Source organism: Streptococcus sp. (genome assembly GCF_030528045.1).
Classification (GTDB): Bacteria; Bacillota; Bacilli; order Lactobacillales; family Streptococcaceae; genus Streptococcus.
In genome coordinates, this window is the sequence record NZ_JAUMZR010000017.1 from 1 (window position 1) to 17,336 (window position 17,336).

At 38.1% G+C, this 17,336-nt stretch carries 28 protein-coding genes and 1 pseudogene; 20 read left to right on the forward strand and 9 right to left on the reverse strand.

The genetic code is table 11. From position 1 onward, the window contains the following. Positions 1-142: 142 nt before the first annotated feature. Positions 143-1,021 (forward strand): annotated as a pseudogene (locus tag Q4A91_RS04515) (glycerate kinase); the annotation flags it as partial. On the opposite strand, the gene Q4A91_RS04520 reads toward Q4A91_RS04515, so the two are convergent. Next, positions 1,018-1,464: a DUF1694 domain-containing protein gene (locus tag Q4A91_RS04520; protein WP_303209057.1), complete on the reverse strand. Its 447-nt coding sequence runs from the start codon at positions 1,462-1,464 to the stop codon at positions 1,018-1,020. The pseudogene Q4A91_RS04515 and the gene Q4A91_RS04520 sit on opposite strands and share 4 nt — an antisense overlap. Positions 1,465-1,626: 162 nt before the next feature. Between Q4A91_RS04520 and eno the strand changes: the two genes are divergently transcribed. Next, entirely contained in the window at positions 1,627-2,931 is a 1,305-nt protein-coding gene (gene eno, locus Q4A91_RS04525; RefSeq protein WP_000022821.1) for a surface-displayed alpha-enolase, read from the forward strand. An 88-nt stretch (positions 2,932-3,019) separates the two neighbouring features. Here the strand turns inward: eno and Q4A91_RS04530 are convergent, their stop codons facing one another. The 6 genes from Q4A91_RS04530 to Q4A91_RS04555 all read right to left on the reverse strand — a co-directional run bounded on the left by Q4A91_RS04530 (position 3,020) and on the right by Q4A91_RS04555 (position 6,821). Next, positions 3,020-4,165: a site-specific integrase gene (locus tag Q4A91_RS04530; RefSeq protein ID WP_303209058.1), complete on the reverse strand. Its 1,146-nt coding sequence runs from the start codon at positions 4,163-4,165 to the stop codon at positions 3,020-3,022. A 119-nt stretch (positions 4,166-4,284) separates the two neighbouring features. Continuing rightward, complete coding sequence (locus tag Q4A91_RS04535) at positions 4,285-4,809, reverse strand: type II toxin-antitoxin system VapC family toxin (RefSeq protein ID WP_303209060.1); 525 nt, start codon at positions 4,807-4,809, stop codon at positions 4,285-4,287. Continuing rightward, a complete protein-coding gene (locus tag Q4A91_RS04540; protein ID WP_303209061.1) occupies positions 4,799-5,143 on the reverse strand; it encodes an STAS-like domain-containing protein in 345 nt (114 codons plus the stop codon). The genes Q4A91_RS04535 and Q4A91_RS04540 overlap by 11 nt, the downstream gene beginning before the upstream one ends. 10 nt (positions 5,144-5,153) lie before the next feature. Then, entirely contained in the window at positions 5,154-6,077 is a 924-nt protein-coding gene (locus tag Q4A91_RS04545) for a hypothetical protein (protein ID WP_303209062.1), read from the reverse strand. A 2-nt stretch (positions 6,078-6,079) separates the two neighbouring features. Then, positions 6,080-6,463 (reverse strand): ImmA/IrrE family metallo-endopeptidase, encoded by a 384-nt coding sequence (locus Q4A91_RS04550; protein WP_303209134.1) that lies wholly within the window; start codon positions 6,461-6,463, stop codon positions 6,080-6,082. Then, positions 6,447-6,821 (reverse strand): helix-turn-helix domain-containing protein, encoded by a 375-nt coding sequence (locus Q4A91_RS04555; RefSeq protein ID WP_303209064.1) that lies wholly within the window; start codon positions 6,819-6,821, stop codon positions 6,447-6,449. Before Q4A91_RS04555 ends, Q4A91_RS04550 begins: the two co-directional genes overlap by 17 nt. A 296-nt stretch (positions 6,822-7,117) precedes the next feature. Between Q4A91_RS04555 and Q4A91_RS04560 the strand changes: the two genes are divergently transcribed. After that, positions 7,118-7,240, forward strand: coding sequence for a hypothetical protein (locus Q4A91_RS04560; protein WP_303209065.1), 123 nt, complete (start codon positions 7,118-7,120; stop codon positions 7,238-7,240). A gap of 19 nt (positions 7,241-7,259) precedes the next feature. Here Q4A91_RS04560 and Q4A91_RS04565 read toward each other — a convergent pair whose 3' ends face one another. Further along, positions 7,260-7,556: a hypothetical protein gene (locus Q4A91_RS04565; RefSeq protein WP_303209066.1), complete on the reverse strand. Its 297-nt coding sequence runs from the start codon at positions 7,554-7,556 to the stop codon at positions 7,260-7,262. A gap of 64 nt (positions 7,557-7,620) precedes the next feature. Between Q4A91_RS04565 and Q4A91_RS04570 the strand changes: the two genes are divergently transcribed. The 3 genes from Q4A91_RS04570 (at position 7,621) to Q4A91_RS04580 (ending at position 9,121) form a co-directional block, all read left to right on the forward strand. Continuing rightward, positions 7,621-7,812 (forward strand): DNA-binding protein, encoded by a 192-nt coding sequence (locus Q4A91_RS04570; RefSeq protein WP_303209067.1) that lies wholly within the window; start codon positions 7,621-7,623, stop codon positions 7,810-7,812. Between the two features lie 9 nt (positions 7,813-7,821). Continuing rightward, the gene (locus Q4A91_RS04575) at positions 7,822-8,328 is read left to right on the forward strand and encodes a hypothetical protein (protein ID WP_303209068.1); all 507 of its coding nucleotides are present in this window, start codon (positions 7,822-7,824) and stop codon (positions 8,326-8,328) included. A 64-nt stretch (positions 8,329-8,392) separates the two neighbouring features. Then, the gene (locus Q4A91_RS04580; protein WP_303209070.1) at positions 8,393-9,121 is read left to right on the forward strand and encodes a phage antirepressor KilAC domain-containing protein; all 729 of its coding nucleotides are present in this window, start codon (positions 8,393-8,395) and stop codon (positions 9,119-9,121) included. A gap of 190 nt (positions 9,122-9,311) precedes the next feature. Here Q4A91_RS04580 and Q4A91_RS04585 read toward each other — a convergent pair whose 3' ends face one another. Beyond that, positions 9,312-9,536: a DUF2188 domain-containing protein gene (locus Q4A91_RS04585; protein ID WP_061599460.1), complete on the reverse strand. Its 225-nt coding sequence runs from the start codon at positions 9,534-9,536 to the stop codon at positions 9,312-9,314. Positions 9,537-9,683: 147 nt separating this feature from the next. Here Q4A91_RS04585 and Q4A91_RS04590 point away from each other — a divergent pair, with 147 nt between their 5' ends. The 14 genes from Q4A91_RS04590 to Q4A91_RS04655 all read left to right on the forward strand — a co-directional run bounded on the left by Q4A91_RS04590 (position 9,684) and on the right by Q4A91_RS04655 (position 17,219). Continuing rightward, entirely contained in the window at positions 9,684-9,869 is a 186-nt protein-coding gene (locus tag Q4A91_RS04590) for a helix-turn-helix domain-containing protein (protein ID WP_368389532.1), read from the forward strand. 78 nt (positions 9,870-9,947) lie between these two features. Beyond that, on the forward strand, positions 9,948-10,259 hold the full coding sequence (locus Q4A91_RS04595; protein WP_303209074.1) for an excisionase: 312 nt from the start codon (positions 9,948-9,950) through the stop codon (positions 10,257-10,259). Positions 10,260-10,261: 2 nt separating this feature from the next. Beyond that, on the forward strand, positions 10,262-10,444 hold the full coding sequence (locus Q4A91_RS04600) for a hypothetical protein (RefSeq protein WP_303209076.1): 183 nt from the start codon (positions 10,262-10,264) through the stop codon (positions 10,442-10,444). A 1-nt stretch (position 10,445) separates the two neighbouring features. Beyond that, positions 10,446-10,757, forward strand: a complete 312-nt coding sequence (locus tag Q4A91_RS04605; protein WP_303209077.1) for a hypothetical protein — start codon at positions 10,446-10,448, stop codon at positions 10,755-10,757. A gap of 3 nt (positions 10,758-10,760) precedes the next feature. After that, positions 10,761-11,099 carry a hypothetical protein gene (locus Q4A91_RS04610; protein WP_303209079.1) on the forward strand — a complete coding sequence of 113 codons (339 nt, stop codon included), beginning with the start codon at positions 10,761-10,763 and terminating at the stop codon, positions 11,097-11,099. Further along, on the forward strand, positions 11,096-12,430 hold the full coding sequence (dnaB, locus tag Q4A91_RS04615) for a replicative DNA helicase (protein ID WP_303209080.1): 1,335 nt from the start codon (positions 11,096-11,098) through the stop codon (positions 12,428-12,430). Before Q4A91_RS04610 ends, dnaB begins: the two co-directional genes overlap by 4 nt. Further along, the gene (locus Q4A91_RS04620; RefSeq protein WP_303209082.1) at positions 12,431-13,192 is read left to right on the forward strand and encodes a conserved phage C-terminal domain-containing protein; all 762 of its coding nucleotides are present in this window, start codon (positions 12,431-12,433) and stop codon (positions 13,190-13,192) included. Further along, entirely contained in the window at positions 13,193-14,014 is an 822-nt protein-coding gene (locus Q4A91_RS04625; protein WP_303209084.1) for an ATP-binding protein, read from the forward strand. It abuts the gene before it with no gap. Positions 14,015-14,025: 11 nt separating this feature from the next. Next, positions 14,026-14,805, forward strand: a complete 780-nt coding sequence (locus tag Q4A91_RS04630) for a DNA methyltransferase (RefSeq protein WP_303209138.1) — start codon at positions 14,026-14,028, stop codon at positions 14,803-14,805. Next, positions 14,802-15,218 (forward strand): single-stranded DNA-binding protein, encoded by a 417-nt coding sequence (gene ssb, locus Q4A91_RS04635; protein WP_303209085.1) that lies wholly within the window; start codon positions 14,802-14,804, stop codon positions 15,216-15,218. Before Q4A91_RS04630 ends, ssb begins: the two co-directional genes overlap by 4 nt. Before the next feature lie 13 nt (positions 15,219-15,231). Further along, positions 15,232-15,489 carry a hypothetical protein gene (locus Q4A91_RS04640; RefSeq protein ID WP_303209086.1) on the forward strand — a complete coding sequence of 86 codons (258 nt, stop codon included), beginning with the start codon at positions 15,232-15,234 and terminating at the stop codon, positions 15,487-15,489. A gap of 238 nt (positions 15,490-15,727) precedes the next feature. Then, the gene (locus tag Q4A91_RS04645; protein ID WP_303209087.1) at positions 15,728-15,988 is read left to right on the forward strand and encodes a DUF1372 family protein; all 261 of its coding nucleotides are present in this window, start codon (positions 15,728-15,730) and stop codon (positions 15,986-15,988) included. A 1-nt stretch (position 15,989) separates the two neighbouring features. After that, the gene (locus Q4A91_RS04650; RefSeq protein ID WP_303209089.1) at positions 15,990-16,739 is read left to right on the forward strand and encodes a site-specific DNA-methyltransferase; all 750 of its coding nucleotides are present in this window, start codon (positions 15,990-15,992) and stop codon (positions 16,737-16,739) included. A gap of 54 nt (positions 16,740-16,793) precedes the next feature. Then, positions 16,794-17,219, forward strand: coding sequence for an ArpU family phage packaging/lysis transcriptional regulator (locus Q4A91_RS04655; protein WP_303209090.1), 426 nt, complete (start codon positions 16,794-16,796; stop codon positions 17,217-17,219). The last annotated feature ends 117 nt before the right edge of the window (positions 17,220-17,336 follow it).

A 17,336-nucleotide genomic window follows, 5' to 3' on the forward strand; every position in this document is an offset into this window, starting at 1 on the left:
TGAATATGTTCCATAAGATCCTTTCTAATGATGGTTTGAGTGCTTTTCATTATAAATCTTATGGGACTTTTTGTGTATTCAAAAAGCTCCATAATTTCCATAGTGGTTTTTACCCACTACAGATATTATAGAGCCCTTTTATAAAGATCAATTAGCGCTCTTTGAAGTTGCTGACTTGGTTGGTCTTGGAAAGATTCCGTGGGAGAAACGACACCCTCTTCACATCCAAACCAGAGGTATCGGAGAGTTGATTCGCCATCTCATTGATCTTGGAATGAAAGGAATCTATATCGGTGTAGGTGGTACGGCAAGTAATGATGGTGGAATTGGCATTGCAGCTGCTTTGGGTTATCACTTTTATGATAAGAATGGAAAAGAATTGCCAGCTTGCGGTCAGACTTTGCTTGAGTTTGAGTCAGTTTCAGACAGCGAGTTGTATAGGATTCCTGAAGATGTGAAAATCCGCATTTTAGCAGATGTCGTGAGCCCTCTATGTGGTCATCAAGGAGCGACCTATACATTTGGAAAACAAAAGGGCTTGGATCCTGCTTTGTTTGAGACAGTAGATTTGGCTATACAGCGGTTCTATGAAAAATTTTCACCATCAACCCTCTCTCTTAAAGGAGCAGGAGCCGGCGGTGGGATTGCGGCTGGGCTCTGTGCCTTTGCTGAGGCCACTATCGTATCTGGGATTGACACTTGCTTGGATTTGATTGGCTTTGACAGGAAGGTTGTAGGTGCTGACTTGGTTATCGTTGGAGAAGGTAGACTGGATAGTCAAAGCTTTGTTGGAAAAGCTCCTATCGGTGTAGTAAAAAGAACTCCTGAAGGAGTTCCAGTTATTGCTATTTGTGGTAGTCTTTCCGAGGATTTACCTTCCCTACCATTCGAAAATATACAAGCAGCCTTTTCCATTTTAGAGAAAAGTGAGCCTTTGGAAGACAGTCTGAAAAATGCAAGACTCTATTTGGAGCACACATCTACTAATATTGGTCGTTTATTAAATATGAGAAATCATTAACCAAACCATTTCTTCCAGATGGATTTTTTAGGTGGCTCGGCCTTTTTCTCTTCCCAGAGGCTTGAGAATGCAAGTCTAAGGTCCTTTTTGTCTACTTGAACATGTTCATTTGTATGAATGACAAGACCGAAAGGAGAGGTGATATGATCGTCTGAAACAATAGTCGCCTGACAGTTGCTTTCTTTTGCTTGCTTTAAGTAAAAGACCTGTTTGTCAAACTCGATATTTGGTGAGATCTTCACAAAAAGTATCTCTACCTTTTCTTGAAAACTTTCTAAAATAGAGAAAAATCCATGTTCTAATTCAGGACTATTGGCAGTATTAATATCAGCGTAGCCAAGAACTCTTTCCTCAAAAGTGCCGAGATAGCGGCGTTGTTCGTCAGGGTTTAATTTCGGCCCACCATGAGCTTTTTCTAGTAGTTGTTTTGATAAATCTGTCATAAAAACAGTATATCACAAAAATCGCAAGAAAACAGACAAAAGAAAGCGATTACTTTATAAAGTTAAGGAAAATTTGCACAAAGATAACGTTTTTTCTTGAAAAACGCTTATTTTTAAGGTATCATAGAGGTGTAAAAAATTTAACTCAAAGGAGAGTAAAAAATGTCAATTATTACTGATGTTTACGCTCGCGAAGTCTTAGACTCACGCGGTAACCCAACACTTGAAGTAGAAGTTTATACTGAATCAGGTGCTTTCGGACGTGGTATGGTTCCATCAGGAGCTTCTACTGGTGAGCACGAAGCAGTTGAACTTCGCGACGGTGACAAATCTCGTTACGGTGGTCTTGGTACACAAAAAGCTGTTGACAACGTAAACAACATCATTGCTGAAGCAATCATCGGCTACGATGTACGTGACCAACAAGCTATCGACCGTGCTATGATCGCACTTGACGGTACTCCTAACAAAGGTAAATTGGGTGCAAACGCAATTCTTGGTGTCTCTATCGCTGTAGCTCGTGCTGCTGCTGACTACCTTGAAATCCCACTTTACAGCTACCTTGGTGGATTCAACACTAAAGTTCTTCCAACTCCAATGATGAACATCATCAACGGTGGTTCTCACTCTGACGCTCCAATCGCTTTCCAAGAATTCATGATTGTACCTGCTGGTGCACCATCATTCAAAGAAGCTCTTCGTTGGGGTGCTGAAATCTTCCACGCTCTTAAGAAAATCCTTAAATCACGTGGTTTGGAAACTGCCGTAGGTGACGAAGGTGGATTCGCTCCTCGTTTTGAAGGAACTGAAGACGGTGTTGAAACTATCCTTGCTGCGATTGAAGCTGCTGGATATGTTCCTGGTAAAGACGTATTTATCGGATTTGACTGTGCTTCATCAGAATTCTACGATAAAGAACGTAAAGTTTACGACTACACTAAATTCGAAGGTGAAGGTGCTGCTGTACGTACTGCTGCAGAACAAATCGACTACCTTGAAGAATTGGTAAACAAATACCCAATCATCACTATCGAAGATGGTATGGACGAAAACGACTGGGACGGTTGGAAAGCTCTTACTGAACGTCTTGGTGGTAAAGTTCAATTGGTTGGTGACGACTTCTTCGTAACAAACACTTCTTACCTTGAAAAAGGTATTGCAGAAGGTGCTGCTAACTCAATCCTTATCAAAGTTAACCAAATCGGTACTCTTACTGAAACATTCGACGCTATCGAAATGGCGAAAGAAGCTGGTTACACTGCGGTTGTATCACACCGTTCAGGTGAAACTGAAGATTCAACAATCGCTGACATCGCAGTTGCAACAAACGCAGGACAAATCAAGACTGGTTCACTTTCACGTACAGACCGTATCGCTAAATACAACCAATTGCTTCGTATCGAAGACCAACTTGGTGAAGTAGCTGAATACCGTGGATTGAAATCATTCTACAACTTGAAAAAATAATCGTTGATTTAACAACGTTTCTAGCCCCTCGGATTTTATCCGAAGGGCTATTTTTGTGTTCGAGGGGCATAAAAGGGGCATAACTTTTCTAAAAAATATTTTTCATCACTTTGTCCAGTACATTGATCGCTTCATCTTTCATGTTCTTTGTGACATGGGTGTAGATGGAAGTAGTGACCTCAGAATCAGAATGACCAACTCTATCCATGATTGTTTTTAGAGGAATTTTATTTTCTGCTAAAATGCTGATGGTAGTATGTCTGAAAATATGAGGTGATAGATGTTTAGGAATTGGTTTCTTTAAGCGTTCATTTGCTCTCTGGAGAGACTTACTTAGAATGGAACTATGAACTGGTTTTCCCGTATTTGTGACAAAGATGCGGTCGCTTTTATGCCAATTCTTATCGGTTGTTTCGCTTAGACGATTTAGTTCAATCATTCTATCAAGTATTTCAATCTCTCTTTTTGTGAGGTGTGTCGTCCTGAAGCTGGCGAAAGTCTTAGTTCCATCATCGTCTGGAATGTATCGATTAAATGTAGTATGAATATCTAAGGTCTTACTGTCTTTATGATATTTGTCAAGCGTAAGACCAGCCAACTCACCGACACGACAACCGTTCAGGATCATGAACTCACATGCCAAGGCATATCGTAGAGTAATATCTTTTCGATAGAGTTCTTTTAGAATAGCCTTGTATTCTTTTGGTTCTAGATATTTATCTTTTGCGTTTTTCATCTGCTCTAAGCTTTGTTTTTTTCTAGGCAATTTCGCTTTCCTAGCAGGATTGTTTTCGATAAAACCTTGGTCGATAGCATAGTCAAAGAAGACGTTTAGAATTGATTTAACACGATATTTTTGAGTATATGTCCAATCTTCCGTATCAATCAATCTTTGAATCAGTCGTACATCCATATTTTCCAATTTAGTACCTAGTTCAACTTTATCGGAAATTCGGTTGTAGGTAGCTAACATAGTCTTATACGTACTCAATTTAATTTGCTTCCGGTGGAATTCCCACCATTCTTCGAAGACTGTATGAAAGAGAGCAGAAGCAGTAGTCAATTTTTGTAGTAAGGATTCTATCTTTTCATCCAGTTGTTTCTGAGCTTCTTTCTTAGCCCTGCTCGAACCTGAGTCAAGGGTTACTGACACTCGTTTCCATTTCTCAGTATATGGATCTTTGTATCGCTCAAAAAATTTGTATTTTCCGTTCGGAAGTTCTTCCATCCACATTGCTTTCACCTCGCTTTTTTGATAAAATAGGTATAAGAAAACGACCTTTTGAATGGTTGTTTCTTATAACGCTAATCCTCACGCTCAGACTCGCCAAAGTTTGAGAGCGTGGGGATTTTTTAATAGTGTAACCAGATAATATCTTCAGGATGATTACCAAAATCTTTGTCGTGACTGACGATTTTAATTTTCCCTTTTGTCATCTTAGTATAGAGAAGGTCGTTGTAATCTTTCATTTGATCATAATCATTCAAACTTTTGCGAACATGCCAAAGTTTAATTGGTAAAATCTTACAATACTTTAAAAGGTCATTTTTTACGCTGTCGCAAGCTATTTGATAATTGTCTAAATAGTCTGTAGTTTGTTGATAATCACGTTTGAACTTAAATCTATTTTTATTCAATCCATTAGCTCTTACATACTCTTTATAAGCCGTTTTACAAATAACATTGATGTACTCTGAAATGATTTGCGAGTTAATAAATAACTTGCATTTTTTATTTTGAACTTCTGATAAAAAATTTTGGTACCCGAAGTCATTGGTTGAAAACGGGGAGAAAAGATATATCCAGACATTTGTATCAACAATAAAGCTTTCTCCTGGACTTATGGCGTAAGTGTTTAGATCTTTACTAATAGCCATCCTGCATTACCTCATCTTGCAAATCGGCTAATTCTTGCCTTTTTTCTTTGCTGTTAGTTAGAACGAGACCAATCTTTTGTAAATGAGAATTACTGACTGATGATTTTTTTATCTTCACTAACTTTGTTAGTTGGTCTGTTGGTTTTAAGTCATAAAGCTGGCCAATTGCGAGATTTAGAAAAGCTGTGGTCAGTGTTTCAATCCCTGTGAAATCTAGTGTTACCGGTTCATCTTTTTCAACGTATTCTTTAATTTTTTGGAAAACAATTTCTCCAGTGTCAGATAGGATAGCTGATTTATTGTTGATAATCTCAGCGATATTTAGTGTTATCATGTTTGCTCCTTTATGTAAACCAATCTTCTAGTAGTCCTGATAAATCTATTGTATCAGAAAGAGAGGGGGTTTGACAATCATCAAGAAAAATAGTGATGATAGCAAGTGTTCCAGAGATGTTAAATGGGAACTCCGAATAGGTGATATAACCAGTTTTATCGATGTGATAATATCCGTTATTTGATACTATTTTAATCTCGCCTTTTCCGTTAAGTTTTTTCTTTAGTAAGTATAATCCGACCCCGCTGTCAAAATTTTCTTTTGTAGATGTACCTTTATCAAAGGCCCACTCAAAGTAATCCACTGAGTCAGAGAAAGAATGTCCTTTGTTTTTTATGTTTTCTATCATGCCAATACCATTGTCAGATATAGCAAAAGATATGGTTCCATTTTTACTGTCACTAGGTTTACGAGGGTAGTGTTGGCCGCACATATAGAGTACATCTGAATGAGAATGATCTCGAACGTTATGGATGATTTCTAACAAGGCTTCTTTTATCTCGCCTAAAAAATCCTCAGAGGTTTTAGTCCGAATCTGTCTTAACAACTCATCATCTATATATTCGTCAATTTCTTCGATATTTTCTATACTTCTTCTAAAAAATGGAATGGTGGTGTTATAGGTATCATCTAACTCATATTCAAGACCAAAATGTTTTAAAAATCCATTTTTTAAAAGGATTTCCTTTGATTTTAGGGAAAGATTATCTAATAAAGCATATACAGTTGCTCCTCTAGCATTAACTTCGCTAAATATCATCCCTAAAAAAACAGTCATTTCAGCATTTATCCAACGGATATTTCCAAAGTTAAAAATAACACTATCTTTTTCTTCTAGAACTGGAAGAATATCCTCTATTTGTTGATAGAGTTCAAGTAGAATGGAATAGTCGTTATTCAGAGTTTGGGGTAAAAAAATTTCATATTCTGCCATCTTCACACCCCCACAATATTCTTAAACTCTTCCTGGATCATATCCTCTCCCCAGGTTGTCGAAATCTTGTGCTTTTTGGCGAACTGAAGCCAATTGAAGTCTGATACTTCGTAGTGTGCGAGTTCTTCAGAGATGAGATGGCGAATCATGAAGCGGTCTGCTTCGTTTTCGTATTTATAAAGCAGTCGCTTGTAGTGCGCTGGATTGTGGTTTATATGCCCTAATTCGTGCAAGATAACCTTTTCTCGCTCCTCTAGGGGTAAATCTCCGTTAACGTAAATAATGCGCTCATCGGGGAAATAGAAGCCTCTACGCTCCCACATGGTTTCTTGGAAGAGATAGAGTGTGACCTGATATTCATCTAGTAGTTCATTTGCTTTCAATATCCGATACCCCCAAAGAGAGTTTAATGATTTGAGCGATTTTATCTACATCGTCGTCTGATAACGGCTTACCATCGAACAGGACGACACGTTCACGAAGATTTGACAAGTCGACCACACGGCCGTCTGGAGTAGTGACGGTATCCTTTGCAATAGACGGATTATCCGTGCGACCGAGAAGGTAGTCGGTGGATACATTGAAGTAGTCGGCGATTTTTGCGATATGTTCAGCCGAAGGAGTCTTTTTATTCTTAAGACTATAAATGTAATTTTTCCCTAAACCGACTCTTTCTTCCAAAGTATTTAGAGAAATTCCTTGTTTTTTAGCTAAACTTTTAATTTTTTCGAATGTCTCAAACATTGATTTATCAACCTTTCTGAAGCATTACAAAAAAATATTTTATTTTTTCGGCTAAAACGCTTGACAAAATTTAGACGAAAGACTAAAATAGTATTTGTAATTAAGAAACAACTAAAAAAACAACTAAGAAATAAATTATAAAAATGTTTTGGCGAACGGTTTTATAGATTTATCATTGTTTTTATTATGCTTTCATTTTAGACAAACATCTAAAAAAAGTCAAGCGAAAAGATAAAAAAATAGTTAAAAATTTAGTTGTTTCTTATTTACAAAAAATAAAGAGGGGAGGATGGGAAGTGAAGGAAGAAGAAATAATCGAATTATTGGAATTCTTAACTACTGATTATGGACGAGGCTATCTAGCTGGACTAGTTAGTGGTCTTTCAATGATTTTGAAAATTTTAAAAAAAGCAGAGTAAGTACTCCGCTTTCATCAAATTATTTTGGTAACTTATCTATGAGTTTTTGAAGTTCTGTGATTCCGTTAACTGCTTGAGTAAGTTTATTGATATCAAGTTCACCTGTGAAAAATTTTGAAGTGATATCTACTTGCTGGCTTTGTTTTAAGGCATCCAGTTTTAATTCATGCTCTTTTTCAAGTCTTTGTAATTCACTTTCAGATTGTGCCTTTAATTCTTTTATTTTGGAATCGGTTTGATGTTTATTTGCGATATAAACAAGAAACGCAGGAACGCATGAAGTTAAAAAAGTTATCAAAATTTGATTTGTGTCCATGTACTCACCTCCTTTCTAATTATATTATAGCAAAAAGGAGAGAAGAAATAGAAAGGAGAAATATATGCCAGATATCGCAAACGGTCGTGAGAAAGTTAATGCTTTTTTGAAAGACAAGAGCATTAAAAAAACAACTCTAGCGGTTGCTTACGGCTTTAAACGACAGGAAGTAACAAACATTCTAAGTGGGACGACAAAAGGTCCACGAGCGAACAGCTTCATTCTTCAGGTTATTGAAGATTACGGGATTGAATAGGAGGGGAAGATGGAAGAATTAATCACAATAAGTAAACGTGAATTACAAGAAATGATTGCTGAGGCAGTCGCCAATAAAATTGTTAAGGTTAGAAAAAATTTTGGTCAAGTCGCTATCACTGATGAAGATATTCGTATCGTAAATAACAATCATCCTAAAGTTCTTGATTTACTTCAAAATCCTTATAAGAGAGAAATAGGTAGTGCAATCTATCCAATCATAACAGGGAGCCGTTGTGATAGTAATATTGGTAGTGACTCTAAAATATTTTTAACAAACAGGTTGATGAATAAAAGAGGAATTTACTATCATTCGAAACAAAATCTTTATTCCTCCCTTATCCATGAACAATTGAAATCTCTTGTTTTATCTCTACATGGTGCAACAGTAATAAAAGATTTGACAGATGATGAGTTTCAAAACGCTTTGGAAACATATAACGAATTTAAAAATTTCTTTTTGGATAGGTACAACGTCCGTCTAACAAAATTAAAACAGGAATTTCCAGAATTATAAAACAAAAAAGCACCTGACAAAATCAGATACTCAACGGAAAGATTTGAGGAATAGGAGGAATAACATGAACGAAGTTATTAAAGTGACTGTGAATGACAATCAAGAACCGATTGTATCAGCAAGACAATTACACAAGACCCTTGAAGTCAAGACGAGATTTAGCCAATGGGTGGAACAAAATTTTAAAGGGTTTGAAGAAAATTATGATTTTTGCTCCGTAGTTACAACTACACAGCTAAATCAATATGGTGGAACAAAGGAATTGCAAGACTATGCTTTATCATTGGACACTGCAAAACACTTAGCAATGATGTCGAAAACCGACAAAGGAAAAGAAGTCCGACAATACTTTATCCAAGTAGAGAAAGACCTTAATAGCCCTGATAAAATCATGGCAAGAGCATTGCTGATGGCTGATAAGAAGATTCATAAACTGGAGACGCAGATTGAAGCTGACCGTCCTAAGGTGCTATTTGCCGACGCAGTGAGCGCTAGTAGGTCATCTTGTCTGATTGGTGAACTAGCTAAAATTTTGAAACAGAATGGGATTGACATTGGTCAAAACAAACTTTTTCAATGGCTACGCTCTAACGGCTACCTAATTAGTCGTCGTGGAGAGTCTTGGAACCAACCAACACAAAAAAGCATGCAGTTAGGTCTGTTTGAATTAAAAAAGACAAACATCAATCATGCCGACGGTCATACAACTGTCAATACAACAACTAAGGTCACTGGTAAAGGCCAGCAGTACTTTATCAACAAGTTCCTTGATCAGGAATGTTTAATAGGATAGAAAGGAAACAAATGAGACCAAAACGATACCCTTATAATTTTAAACCAAATCGGGTGAATGTTTTAGATAGTCGTTTCTATACACGACTAATCGTTGAAACTAGTGACGGAAAGAAAAAAATAGCAGAAGTCACATTGGATGATGTAACTCCTGCTGCAGGATATACCGTAAGACTAAGGCCGAAATATGACTAGCCTTTAGGAGGGAATGGATCCTTACCGTGGCTATCTCGGCTTTGGATTCTCCCATCTTTGCCATGAATGATAAGTTCGGAACCTTGATTTCGTGAAATCTGTCTAGCAATATTTGTAGCTTCATTCTTTGTAGTAGTGTGAACTGTTGCTCTTGAATTGCCAGCCCCTTTTACGTTCCAACCGCCATTCTTGGCAGGAACAACATGTTGGTTTTTACCCATGATTGTATCTCCTTTCTATTGAAATTTTGACTAAAACGTAGAGAGATCTTAGTCAAGATATATTATAATTCAAATATTTTTAGTTGTCAACATATAGTAAAAGAAAGGATGTTATGTGTTTTGAAAACACAACATATGGTGTTTTTGATGTGGGGCAAGATTGAACAACAATTAAAGTCAAAAGGTTGGTCAATGTACAGATTAGCCAAAGAATCAAATGTCCATCCATCTAATTTTTCAAACTTAAAGGCTGGAAGATTAAAGGAAATGTCGTGGACGAATATGTGCAAAATTGCTGACGCACTGGAAGTCAGTTTGGATGAATTTAGATAGCAAAAAAGCACCTGACGGCAATCAGGCGCTCAACAAAAATTACTAACTAGATTATACCACAGAAAGAGAGGAAAAGCCATGCCAAAAGCGGAAATTACTTACAAACCAGTAGGCGTGAATGAAAAAGCCACTCACGGTGATTACAAACACCTTTGTCAGATGTGGGATGGACTGACCCTTGCTACTGCAAAAGTATGGGCTACTGAGATGCGAGAGCACCCTGATTTTAAGCAGTTCATTGATAATCCGACACATAAAATTGTCTTTGTCAATTACGAAGGATTTCGATTGTTTGTAAAATGGAAAAGTCGGAATCGCTATCGTACCAAAAAAGAAACTTTGGCAGAAATGCTAGAAAATATCAAGCGAGAAAAACAATTGGGAGTTTAAACATGAACCTACTAACAAAAATTAAAAATTACTTTTCGGAAGAGGTCGAAGAAACTAACCTTGACTGGAAAGAGGTCGCTCTGGATCTCAATCAATCACTGATTGAGACGCAAGAAAAACTTCAAAAAGCGAATCAAGAAATCGCAGATTTGAAGAAAACAGTTGAAATTTTAAAGGAGAAATAAAATGATTGAACCATCATTGACTAGCCAATTATTAGGAGTTGCCGCATTGTTTATCGGATTTCTCGGAGCAGGAATCCACGTTCACAATATCGATTTGAAGAAAGCTGAAGAAAAGAAAATGCAACAGCATCATGATGCAGATATCATCCGAGCAAGTCAAGAAGCTTTTGCAAAAGGTCGTGAAGCCGAATGCAGAGCAATTCGTGAGAACATCCGTAGACCATTTTCAGGCTTTACATTCGACAACGAAAAACCAGAGGGCTTGAAGCCTGAATTGATTGGTTTGCCTGCGCCTAGAAATTTGAGAGGGTAAAATATGGCAGTTAGCAGAGATATGGATCAGCTAGAAACAAATGTATTGAATTATATTGTCAATCATGGCTCGTTTGAAAAACCTGTGCGTTCATTCACTATTCGAAATGAGTTTTCATTATCTAAAAGAAGCCTTGAAATGATTGTTGAAAGCTTGCGAGTGAACTTCAATCATCCGATTGTAGCGAAGAAGACACAACCGAGCGGATATTATCTTCCAAAAAATGAGGAAGAACGACAAGCTGGCCTCGCGCCTTATCGTCGTCAAATTTTGACGGAGCAAAAGAACCTTGCTTCGGTGATGAATGTTGATCTAGAAAAATACTGGGAGGATAGCGCATGAGTGACGATTTTAGAATACTACCTCATGATCTAGTAGCTGAGCAGTCGGTTCTTGGGGCTGTCTTCATCTCCCCCGAATCACTTATCACTCTAGCGGATGAATTGACTCCTGATGATTTTTACAAGCCTGCAAATAAGATCGTGTTTAAAAGCATGTTGTCTCTGCTTGAAAAAGGTGAGCCAATCGATGCGACGACTATGGTCTCTGCCCTTACTGATCAAGGTGAGATTTCAACTATTGGGGGAATCAACTATGTTGTCGAGTTGGTGAACTCCACTCCGACATCGAAGAATGTTGAACACTACGCAAAGCTTGTGAAAGAGAAGGCCACGCTCAGAAAGATGATAGCGAACCTATCTGACTCCCTTTCAAATGCTTATCAGGGTGATGTGACCATCGATGACATCATTGCAAAGACTGAAAAGTCTATGCTTGACATCAGCAATCAAAATACAGGAACTGGATTTCGTAATGTGGCTGATATCCTTGATACGCACATGCAGATGGTCGAGACTCGCTCTCAGACAGATGGAGTTGTGACAGGTCTATCTACTGGATTCGTTGGACTGGACAAGATAACGACTGGTCTTCATGAGGATAATCTCATTATCCTTGCTGCCCGTCCTGCAATGGGGAAGACGGCGCTAGCTCTGAATATCGCTCAGTATGTCGCTGTAAAAGAGAAGAAGCCTGTTGCTATTTTCTCACTTGAGATGGGGGCGGAAAGCTTGATTGAACGGATGTTAGCAGCTGAGGGCATGGTAGAAGGGTATCATCTAAAAACTGGAAATCTGAGTGTGGAAGAATGGAGTAGACTAGTCCATGCACAAGGAAATCTCTATGATGCGCCTATTTTTGTTGATGATACAGCTGGTATTCGTATCTCTGAGATACGTTCAAAGGCTCGAAAACTTGCCCAAGAAATGGGAGGTCTTGGAGTCATTATCATTGACTACTTGAAACTGATTACTGGATCAAAAGGTGAGAATCGTCAGCAGGTAGTTTCTGAGATTTCTAGGGAATTGAAGATACTTGCTAAGGATTTGAAAGTACCTGTCATTGCCCTGTCACAGTTAAGCCGGGCGGTGGAGCAGAGACAGGACAAACGCCCGATGCTGTCAGATTTGCGAGAGTCTGGCTCTATTGAGCAAGATGCTGATATTGTAGCTTTCTTGTATCGTGAAGCATATTACCAGAAAGAGCAGGCAGATAGTCAAGAAGCGAATAATGTTACGGATCTGATCCTGGAAAAGAACCGACACGGTAGTCTCGGTACAGTGAAGTTGTATTTTCACAAAGAATACACAAAATTTTCAAGTGTGGAGGAGTAGATGGCTGAAACTTATTTTAAAAACGAAGTTGAGAAGTATCAGTACTTTCAACTGCCAAAATGGTTATTTAAGGAGCCTTACAAAGAACTGTCTAACAATGCTAAAATCATGTATGCTTTGCTTTATAATCGTTTAGACTTGTCACTAGAATCCCAATGGCATGATCGCGATGGTAAAGCATTTATGTATTTTACAACAGTTGAATTTTGTAAAGGGTTGGGGTGTTCAGAGAAGACTGTAACCAAGACAAAAAAAGAGCTTGTGGAAGCAGGTTTACTGCGTGAGGTACGGCAGGGGTTAACTAAGCCTAATCGGCTCTATATCCTCGGACCTAGAGTTTTCAAGTCTGATATTTCTGAACCGCAAAATTTACCGCCCAGAAACGTAAAAAATACCTCTCTGGTTACGCAAAAAGTACAAACAATAAAGACTGATACTATAAAGACTGATATAGATAATAATAAGTTGTCGATTTATAAAGAAATTTTGGACTATCTGAATGAGAAAACTGGAAAAAATTACAAATCTACAACTAGAGGTCATCAGAAATACATTCAGGCTCGTTTGAATGAAGGGTATCAGTTAGAGGACTTTAAGCGTGTGGTAAATGTGATGACAGCTAAGTGGACGGGTACAGACTATGAACAGTATCTGCAACCACAAACGCTTTTCGGAAATAAGATGGACAATTATCTGAATCAGACTATGCCAAAACGCTCTACAATCTTGACTAGTACGGTTGACGAAAGGCTAGGTTTTTAGATGAAGCAGTTTAAACAATTCAAAACTAGAACGGTTCTTGATGATGTCTGTGAAATCCATGGATGCCATCTTTGGTCTGTTAAAATTCCTGTCCAGGGCAAGGCTGAAGAAATCAGTCAATGTCCTGAGTGCGAGAAAGAGAACATCCGACGATTTGAAAAGCAACTGAATGTGGAATCTGAGGTCAAGAGTAAGCTATCGGATACTTATGAGGTCTTTGCTCGAGATAGTATTGTTTCAAGCAAGCTGGCAAGCAAGTCACTACACGATTATGAAATTCGAGTTGACATCGACGAAAATGCTATGAATTTTGTGAAGCGGTTGGAACGTTGCTATGCCAAAGGTGAGACTGGGAATGCTATCATCACTGGTCCGTCTGGAGTTGGGAAGAGCCATCTGACCTATGGATTTGCTCGGTTTCTAAATGAGCAGTTTAAGGCATATGATGAACCGAAAAGTGTACTCTTCGTGTCAGTGGTGACCTTGTTCGATAAGATTCGAGATAGCTTTGAGTTTGAAAATGGTTTTTCAGAAGCGAAGATGGTCAAGCTACTGTCTGAGGTTAACTTTCTCTTCTTGGATGACCTCGGGAAAGAGAGTCGCAAGGCTGATACGAAGCGGAACGAGTGGGCGCATCAGATATTGTTCAAGATTCTGGATAATCGGACCAATACGATTATCAACACAAATCTGTCTAGTGAAGAGATTAAGGAACTTTATTCGGACGATTTTGGGAATGGTGCTTTATCAAGTCGTATCTTTGAGGGAGCGACAGGCAGGTGCTTTGTTTACCCATCTGGGATGAAGGATAGGAGGTATTGATTATTAAACAAATGGTAGTTTGGGCGCTTTTTGATAGCGGGAATGGTTCGTATCTTAAAGGTGCGAAATATTTGAGCCGTTCAGGGGGGGCGAACATTGGCATCTATCCGATTGGAATAGATATTGAAAACAAGAACGATCATTTTATAAATTTGAACCTTGCTGACTATGGGCGATTTTTCGGAGACAATACGCTTTTTGATGAGCTAGACAAATTGCCAAAACCTGATTTGATTATTGCTAGTCCGCCATGTGAAAGCTGGTCAAATGCTTCTGCCATGGAAAATGGAAATGCGTGTTGGAAACGCAATGATGTTTCTGATAGCTTGTTTGCTCCTCAAGTAAGACCTTCACCATTCACAATCCGTTCAAAACAGGATTACGAATTGGCCTATATAAATTATCAATATGATAGGCAATTTTTAAAAAGGGTCAATGGTGAGCTAACAGCTTTCAACACAATAGAAATCATAAAAAGATACAGACCACAATTTTGGGTTATTGAGAATCCAGCTGCTGACAGACTGTGGCCTTACATTGAGGATATTATTGGATTCAGAATTCCATACAAAAATCTAGCTAGATACAATAATTATGATTATCCTTTACAAAAACGGACGATTTTTGGAAGCAATATTGAACTTAATCTTAAAAATAAAATTATCGAGCAGGACATAGAGTGGAAGAATTTCTCAAAATCATATAATGAGCGTTCGAACATTCCTCAAAAACTTGTGATCGAGATTTTTGAGAAGATATATAAAGAATTTTTAAAGGAGAATAAAAAATGATCAATAATGTTGTGTTGATTGGGCACTTGACTCGTGATCCAGAATTACAATATACGCCATCGAATGTGGCGGTTGCGACTTTCAACCTTGCAGTAAATCGGAATTTTAAAGGCGCGAATGGAGAACGAGAGGCTGACTTCATCAATTGCATCATGTGGCGTAAGCAAGCTGAAAATTTTGCAAATTGGGTCAGAAAAGGCGCTCTTGTGGGAATCACAGGTCGCATCCAGACTCGTAGTTATGAAAATCAGCACGGTCAGCGTGTCTATGTGACGGAAGTTGTAGCTGAAAGCTTTCAGTTTTTGGAAAAGCGAGATAAGACTGCGGACCATTCGAGCATGGAAAATCAGATGCCACCAAGTTTCGGAGCCAATGATCCGATGGATATTCCAGATGATGGATTGCCATTTTAGGGAGGTGTGAAGGATGATTATCAAAAATTACAAATATGATTATTCAAGTGGCAGAATCAGATACACAATTGATGTTGATGGCTATGAACAAGCCATGGAACACACAAAGACAGAGCACGGAAGTGTGCAAAGAAATGATATTGATGATTTCTTGGGTGCGGTCGAGGAATACGACTTTCAAGAAGCTGAGATCATTGAGGCATTCGTTGACTTTCAAAATGATTTGCTCTTATATGGAATTGATTTTGAATTGAGAAATGAGGTGCAGTGATGAATCTTAGACAAAAAAGAAAACACTACAAATATTCTTATCGATATTTTATAGCCTACTATTCTGAGAATACTAAAGAATTTGTTATCCACTGTCCGAAAAAATATAAGAAAACGCTCAAAAGAAAACTTAAAGTTAACAAAAATTATGATTACGATGAATGTTGCAGGAAGTATTTGTTATACGAGGAATTTCACGGCAACATGCCAAAATTTATGAGAGAAAAGGAGGTCATAGATTGAAACGATTCATCACAATCTGGATTTTATTGTCTGCTGGATTGAATATCTGGCAGATGGACAGGATTCGAGATTTGGAAGCAAAGCGCCCAATTATCGTCTATAAAGCTGATAATCAAGGCGCTGAGATATTTGGTAAGGTCGTTGAGAAAGGACGACACGGGAAGCTATACACGCTTACGATTCGTGATTACGGCATTTTCGTAGTCACGAAAGAAGTGTATGATAATGTGAAAGTTGGGGATGAGGTGAGGATTTGAAATGAAATACGAGTTATACAACGATCATTTTGAAAATGCTAAAAGGTATCAGATTCCAAGGGCGCAGTTAATTATAGCTGATATTCCTTATAATCTAGGTGATAATGCGTATGCTTCGGATCCACGTTGGTACAAGGATGGAGATAATAAAAACGGCGAGAGCAAGCTGGCAGGAAAGTCATTCTTTGATACGGATAATGATTTCAAAATCAATAATTTCTTCGATTTTTGCAGTCGGTTATTGAAGAAAGAACCCAAAGAAAAGGGAAAAGCGCCTGCCATGATTGTCTTTCATGCCTGGCAACAGCGAGAAATGGTTATTGAATGTGGTAAAAAACACGGTTTTAATAACGCTTATCCGCTTTATTTTACGAAGAAATCAAGTCCACAAGTTTTAAAAGTAAACATGAAGATTGTTGGTGCTGTTGAAGAAGCGACGGTTTTATATCGTGACAAGTTACCAAAATTCAACAATGGTGGGGCAATGGTATTGAATCATGCTCCTTGGGAGAAGGATAGTAACTATCCCGCAATTCATCCAACGCAGAAACCTATACCAATTTTAAAACGATTGATTGAAATTTTTACTGATCCAGATGATGTTGTTATTGATCCAGTAGCTGGAAGCGGCTCAACTTTGAGGGCTGCAATCGAAATGGGACGGTCAGCCTATGGTTTTGAAATAAAAAAGGATTTTTACAAGAAGGCGCAGGAACAAATGCTCTCAACCTTTCAAACCAGTTTATTTTAAGAAATCACGAAGATTTTGACGGAAGAATTACTTGAGATAGAAACGAGGTGAGCGATGCCCTTCTTTCCTGATATAAACGAAGACAAAACAAAAGAAAATGCCAAGAGAATTTTAAAAGGCTACCCTAGATGGCGTCGTGTGGCAAATGACACTGATGGGCAGAGAGTGACTACTACATATTCATTCATGCCACGAAATCCATCAAGCGGGAGAGATAGTCAAGTTGAAAAATTGGCTATACGAAAAGTCGATGCAGAGATTGAGCTTGATGCAATTGAACAAGCAGTTAGTAACTTACACGATCCTCTATATCGTAGGATACTTTTTGAAAAGTATCTTCAGTGGGATTGCAAGAAAGATGAAGTAATTTCTCGGGATTTAGCAATTTCAGAAAGTTCATACTATGATATTTTGGAGAAAGCTTTGATGGCATTGGCAGAGTTATACCGCAATGGTGAACAGGTTGAGATTTTGGAGTAAATTCGGAGTTTTTTTGGAGTAAATTCGGAGTAAGTTCGGAGTGGATATATGATTTTATGTGCTAAAATTATATTATGAAATAATTGTAAAGGCAGGCACACCCTGTCTTTTTCTCTG

Excerpts from the sequence above, each read along its gene's own strand:
- Q4A91_RS04520 (WP_303209057.1), bottom strand. The coding sequence starts at position 1,464 with ATGACAGATTTATCAAAACAACTACTAGAAAAAGCTCATGGTGGGCCG.
- eno (WP_000022821.1), top strand. The coding sequence starts at position 1,627 with ATGTCAATTATTACTGATGTTTACGCTCGCGAAGTCTTAGACTCACGC.
- Q4A91_RS04530 (WP_303209058.1), bottom strand. The coding sequence starts at position 4,165 with ATGTGGATGGAAGAACTTCCGAACGGAAAATACAAATTTTTTGAGCGA.
- Q4A91_RS04535 (WP_303209060.1), bottom strand. The coding sequence starts at position 4,809 with ATGGCTATTAGTAAAGATCTAAACACTTACGCCATAAGTCCAGGAGAA.
- Q4A91_RS04540 (WP_303209061.1), bottom strand. The coding sequence starts at position 5,143 with ATGATAACACTAAATATCGCTGAGATTATCAACAATAAATCAGCTATC.
- Q4A91_RS04545 (WP_303209062.1), bottom strand. The coding sequence starts at position 6,077 with ATGGCAGAATATGAAATTTTTTTACCCCAAACTCTGAATAACGACTAT.
- Q4A91_RS04555 (WP_303209064.1), bottom strand. The coding sequence starts at position 6,821 with ATGTTTGAGACATTCGAAAAAATTAAAAGTTTAGCTAAAAAACAAGGA.
- Q4A91_RS04565 (WP_303209066.1), bottom strand. The coding sequence starts at position 7,556 with ATGGACACAAATCAAATTTTGATAACTTTTTTAACTTCATGCGTTCCT.
- Q4A91_RS04570 (WP_303209067.1), top strand. The coding sequence starts at position 7,621 with ATGCCAGATATCGCAAACGGTCGTGAGAAAGTTAATGCTTTTTTGAAA.
- Q4A91_RS04575 (WP_303209068.1), top strand. The coding sequence starts at position 7,822 with ATGGAAGAATTAATCACAATAAGTAAACGTGAATTACAAGAAATGATT.
- Q4A91_RS04580 (WP_303209070.1), top strand. The coding sequence starts at position 8,393 with ATGAACGAAGTTATTAAAGTGACTGTGAATGACAATCAAGAACCGATT.
- Q4A91_RS04585 (WP_061599460.1), bottom strand. The coding sequence starts at position 9,536 with ATGGGTAAAAACCAACATGTTGTTCCTGCCAAGAATGGCGGTTGGAAC.
- Q4A91_RS04590 (WP_368389532.1), top strand. The coding sequence starts at position 9,684 with ATGTGGGGCAAGATTGAACAACAATTAAAGTCAAAAGGTTGGTCAATG.
- Q4A91_RS04595 (WP_303209074.1), top strand. The coding sequence starts at position 9,948 with ATGCCAAAAGCGGAAATTACTTACAAACCAGTAGGCGTGAATGAAAAA.
- Q4A91_RS04600 (WP_303209076.1), top strand. The coding sequence starts at position 10,262 with ATGAACCTACTAACAAAAATTAAAAATTACTTTTCGGAAGAGGTCGAA.
- Q4A91_RS04605 (WP_303209077.1), top strand. The coding sequence starts at position 10,446 with ATGATTGAACCATCATTGACTAGCCAATTATTAGGAGTTGCCGCATTG.
- Q4A91_RS04610 (WP_303209079.1), top strand. The coding sequence starts at position 10,761 with ATGGCAGTTAGCAGAGATATGGATCAGCTAGAAACAAATGTATTGAAT.
- dnaB (WP_303209080.1), top strand. The coding sequence starts at position 11,096 with ATGAGTGACGATTTTAGAATACTACCTCATGATCTAGTAGCTGAGCAG.
- Q4A91_RS04620 (WP_303209082.1), top strand. The coding sequence starts at position 12,431 with ATGGCTGAAACTTATTTTAAAAACGAAGTTGAGAAGTATCAGTACTTT.
- Q4A91_RS04625 (WP_303209084.1), top strand. The coding sequence starts at position 13,193 with ATGAAGCAGTTTAAACAATTCAAAACTAGAACGGTTCTTGATGATGTC.
- Q4A91_RS04630 (WP_303209138.1), top strand. The coding sequence starts at position 14,026 with ATGGTAGTTTGGGCGCTTTTTGATAGCGGGAATGGTTCGTATCTTAAA.
- ssb (WP_303209085.1), top strand. The coding sequence starts at position 14,802 with ATGATCAATAATGTTGTGTTGATTGGGCACTTGACTCGTGATCCAGAA.
- Q4A91_RS04640 (WP_303209086.1), top strand. The coding sequence starts at position 15,232 with ATGATTATCAAAAATTACAAATATGATTATTCAAGTGGCAGAATCAGA.
- Q4A91_RS04650 (WP_303209089.1), top strand. The coding sequence starts at position 15,990 with ATGAAATACGAGTTATACAACGATCATTTTGAAAATGCTAAAAGGTAT.
- Q4A91_RS04655 (WP_303209090.1), top strand. The coding sequence starts at position 16,794 with ATGCCCTTCTTTCCTGATATAAACGAAGACAAAACAAAAGAAAATGCC.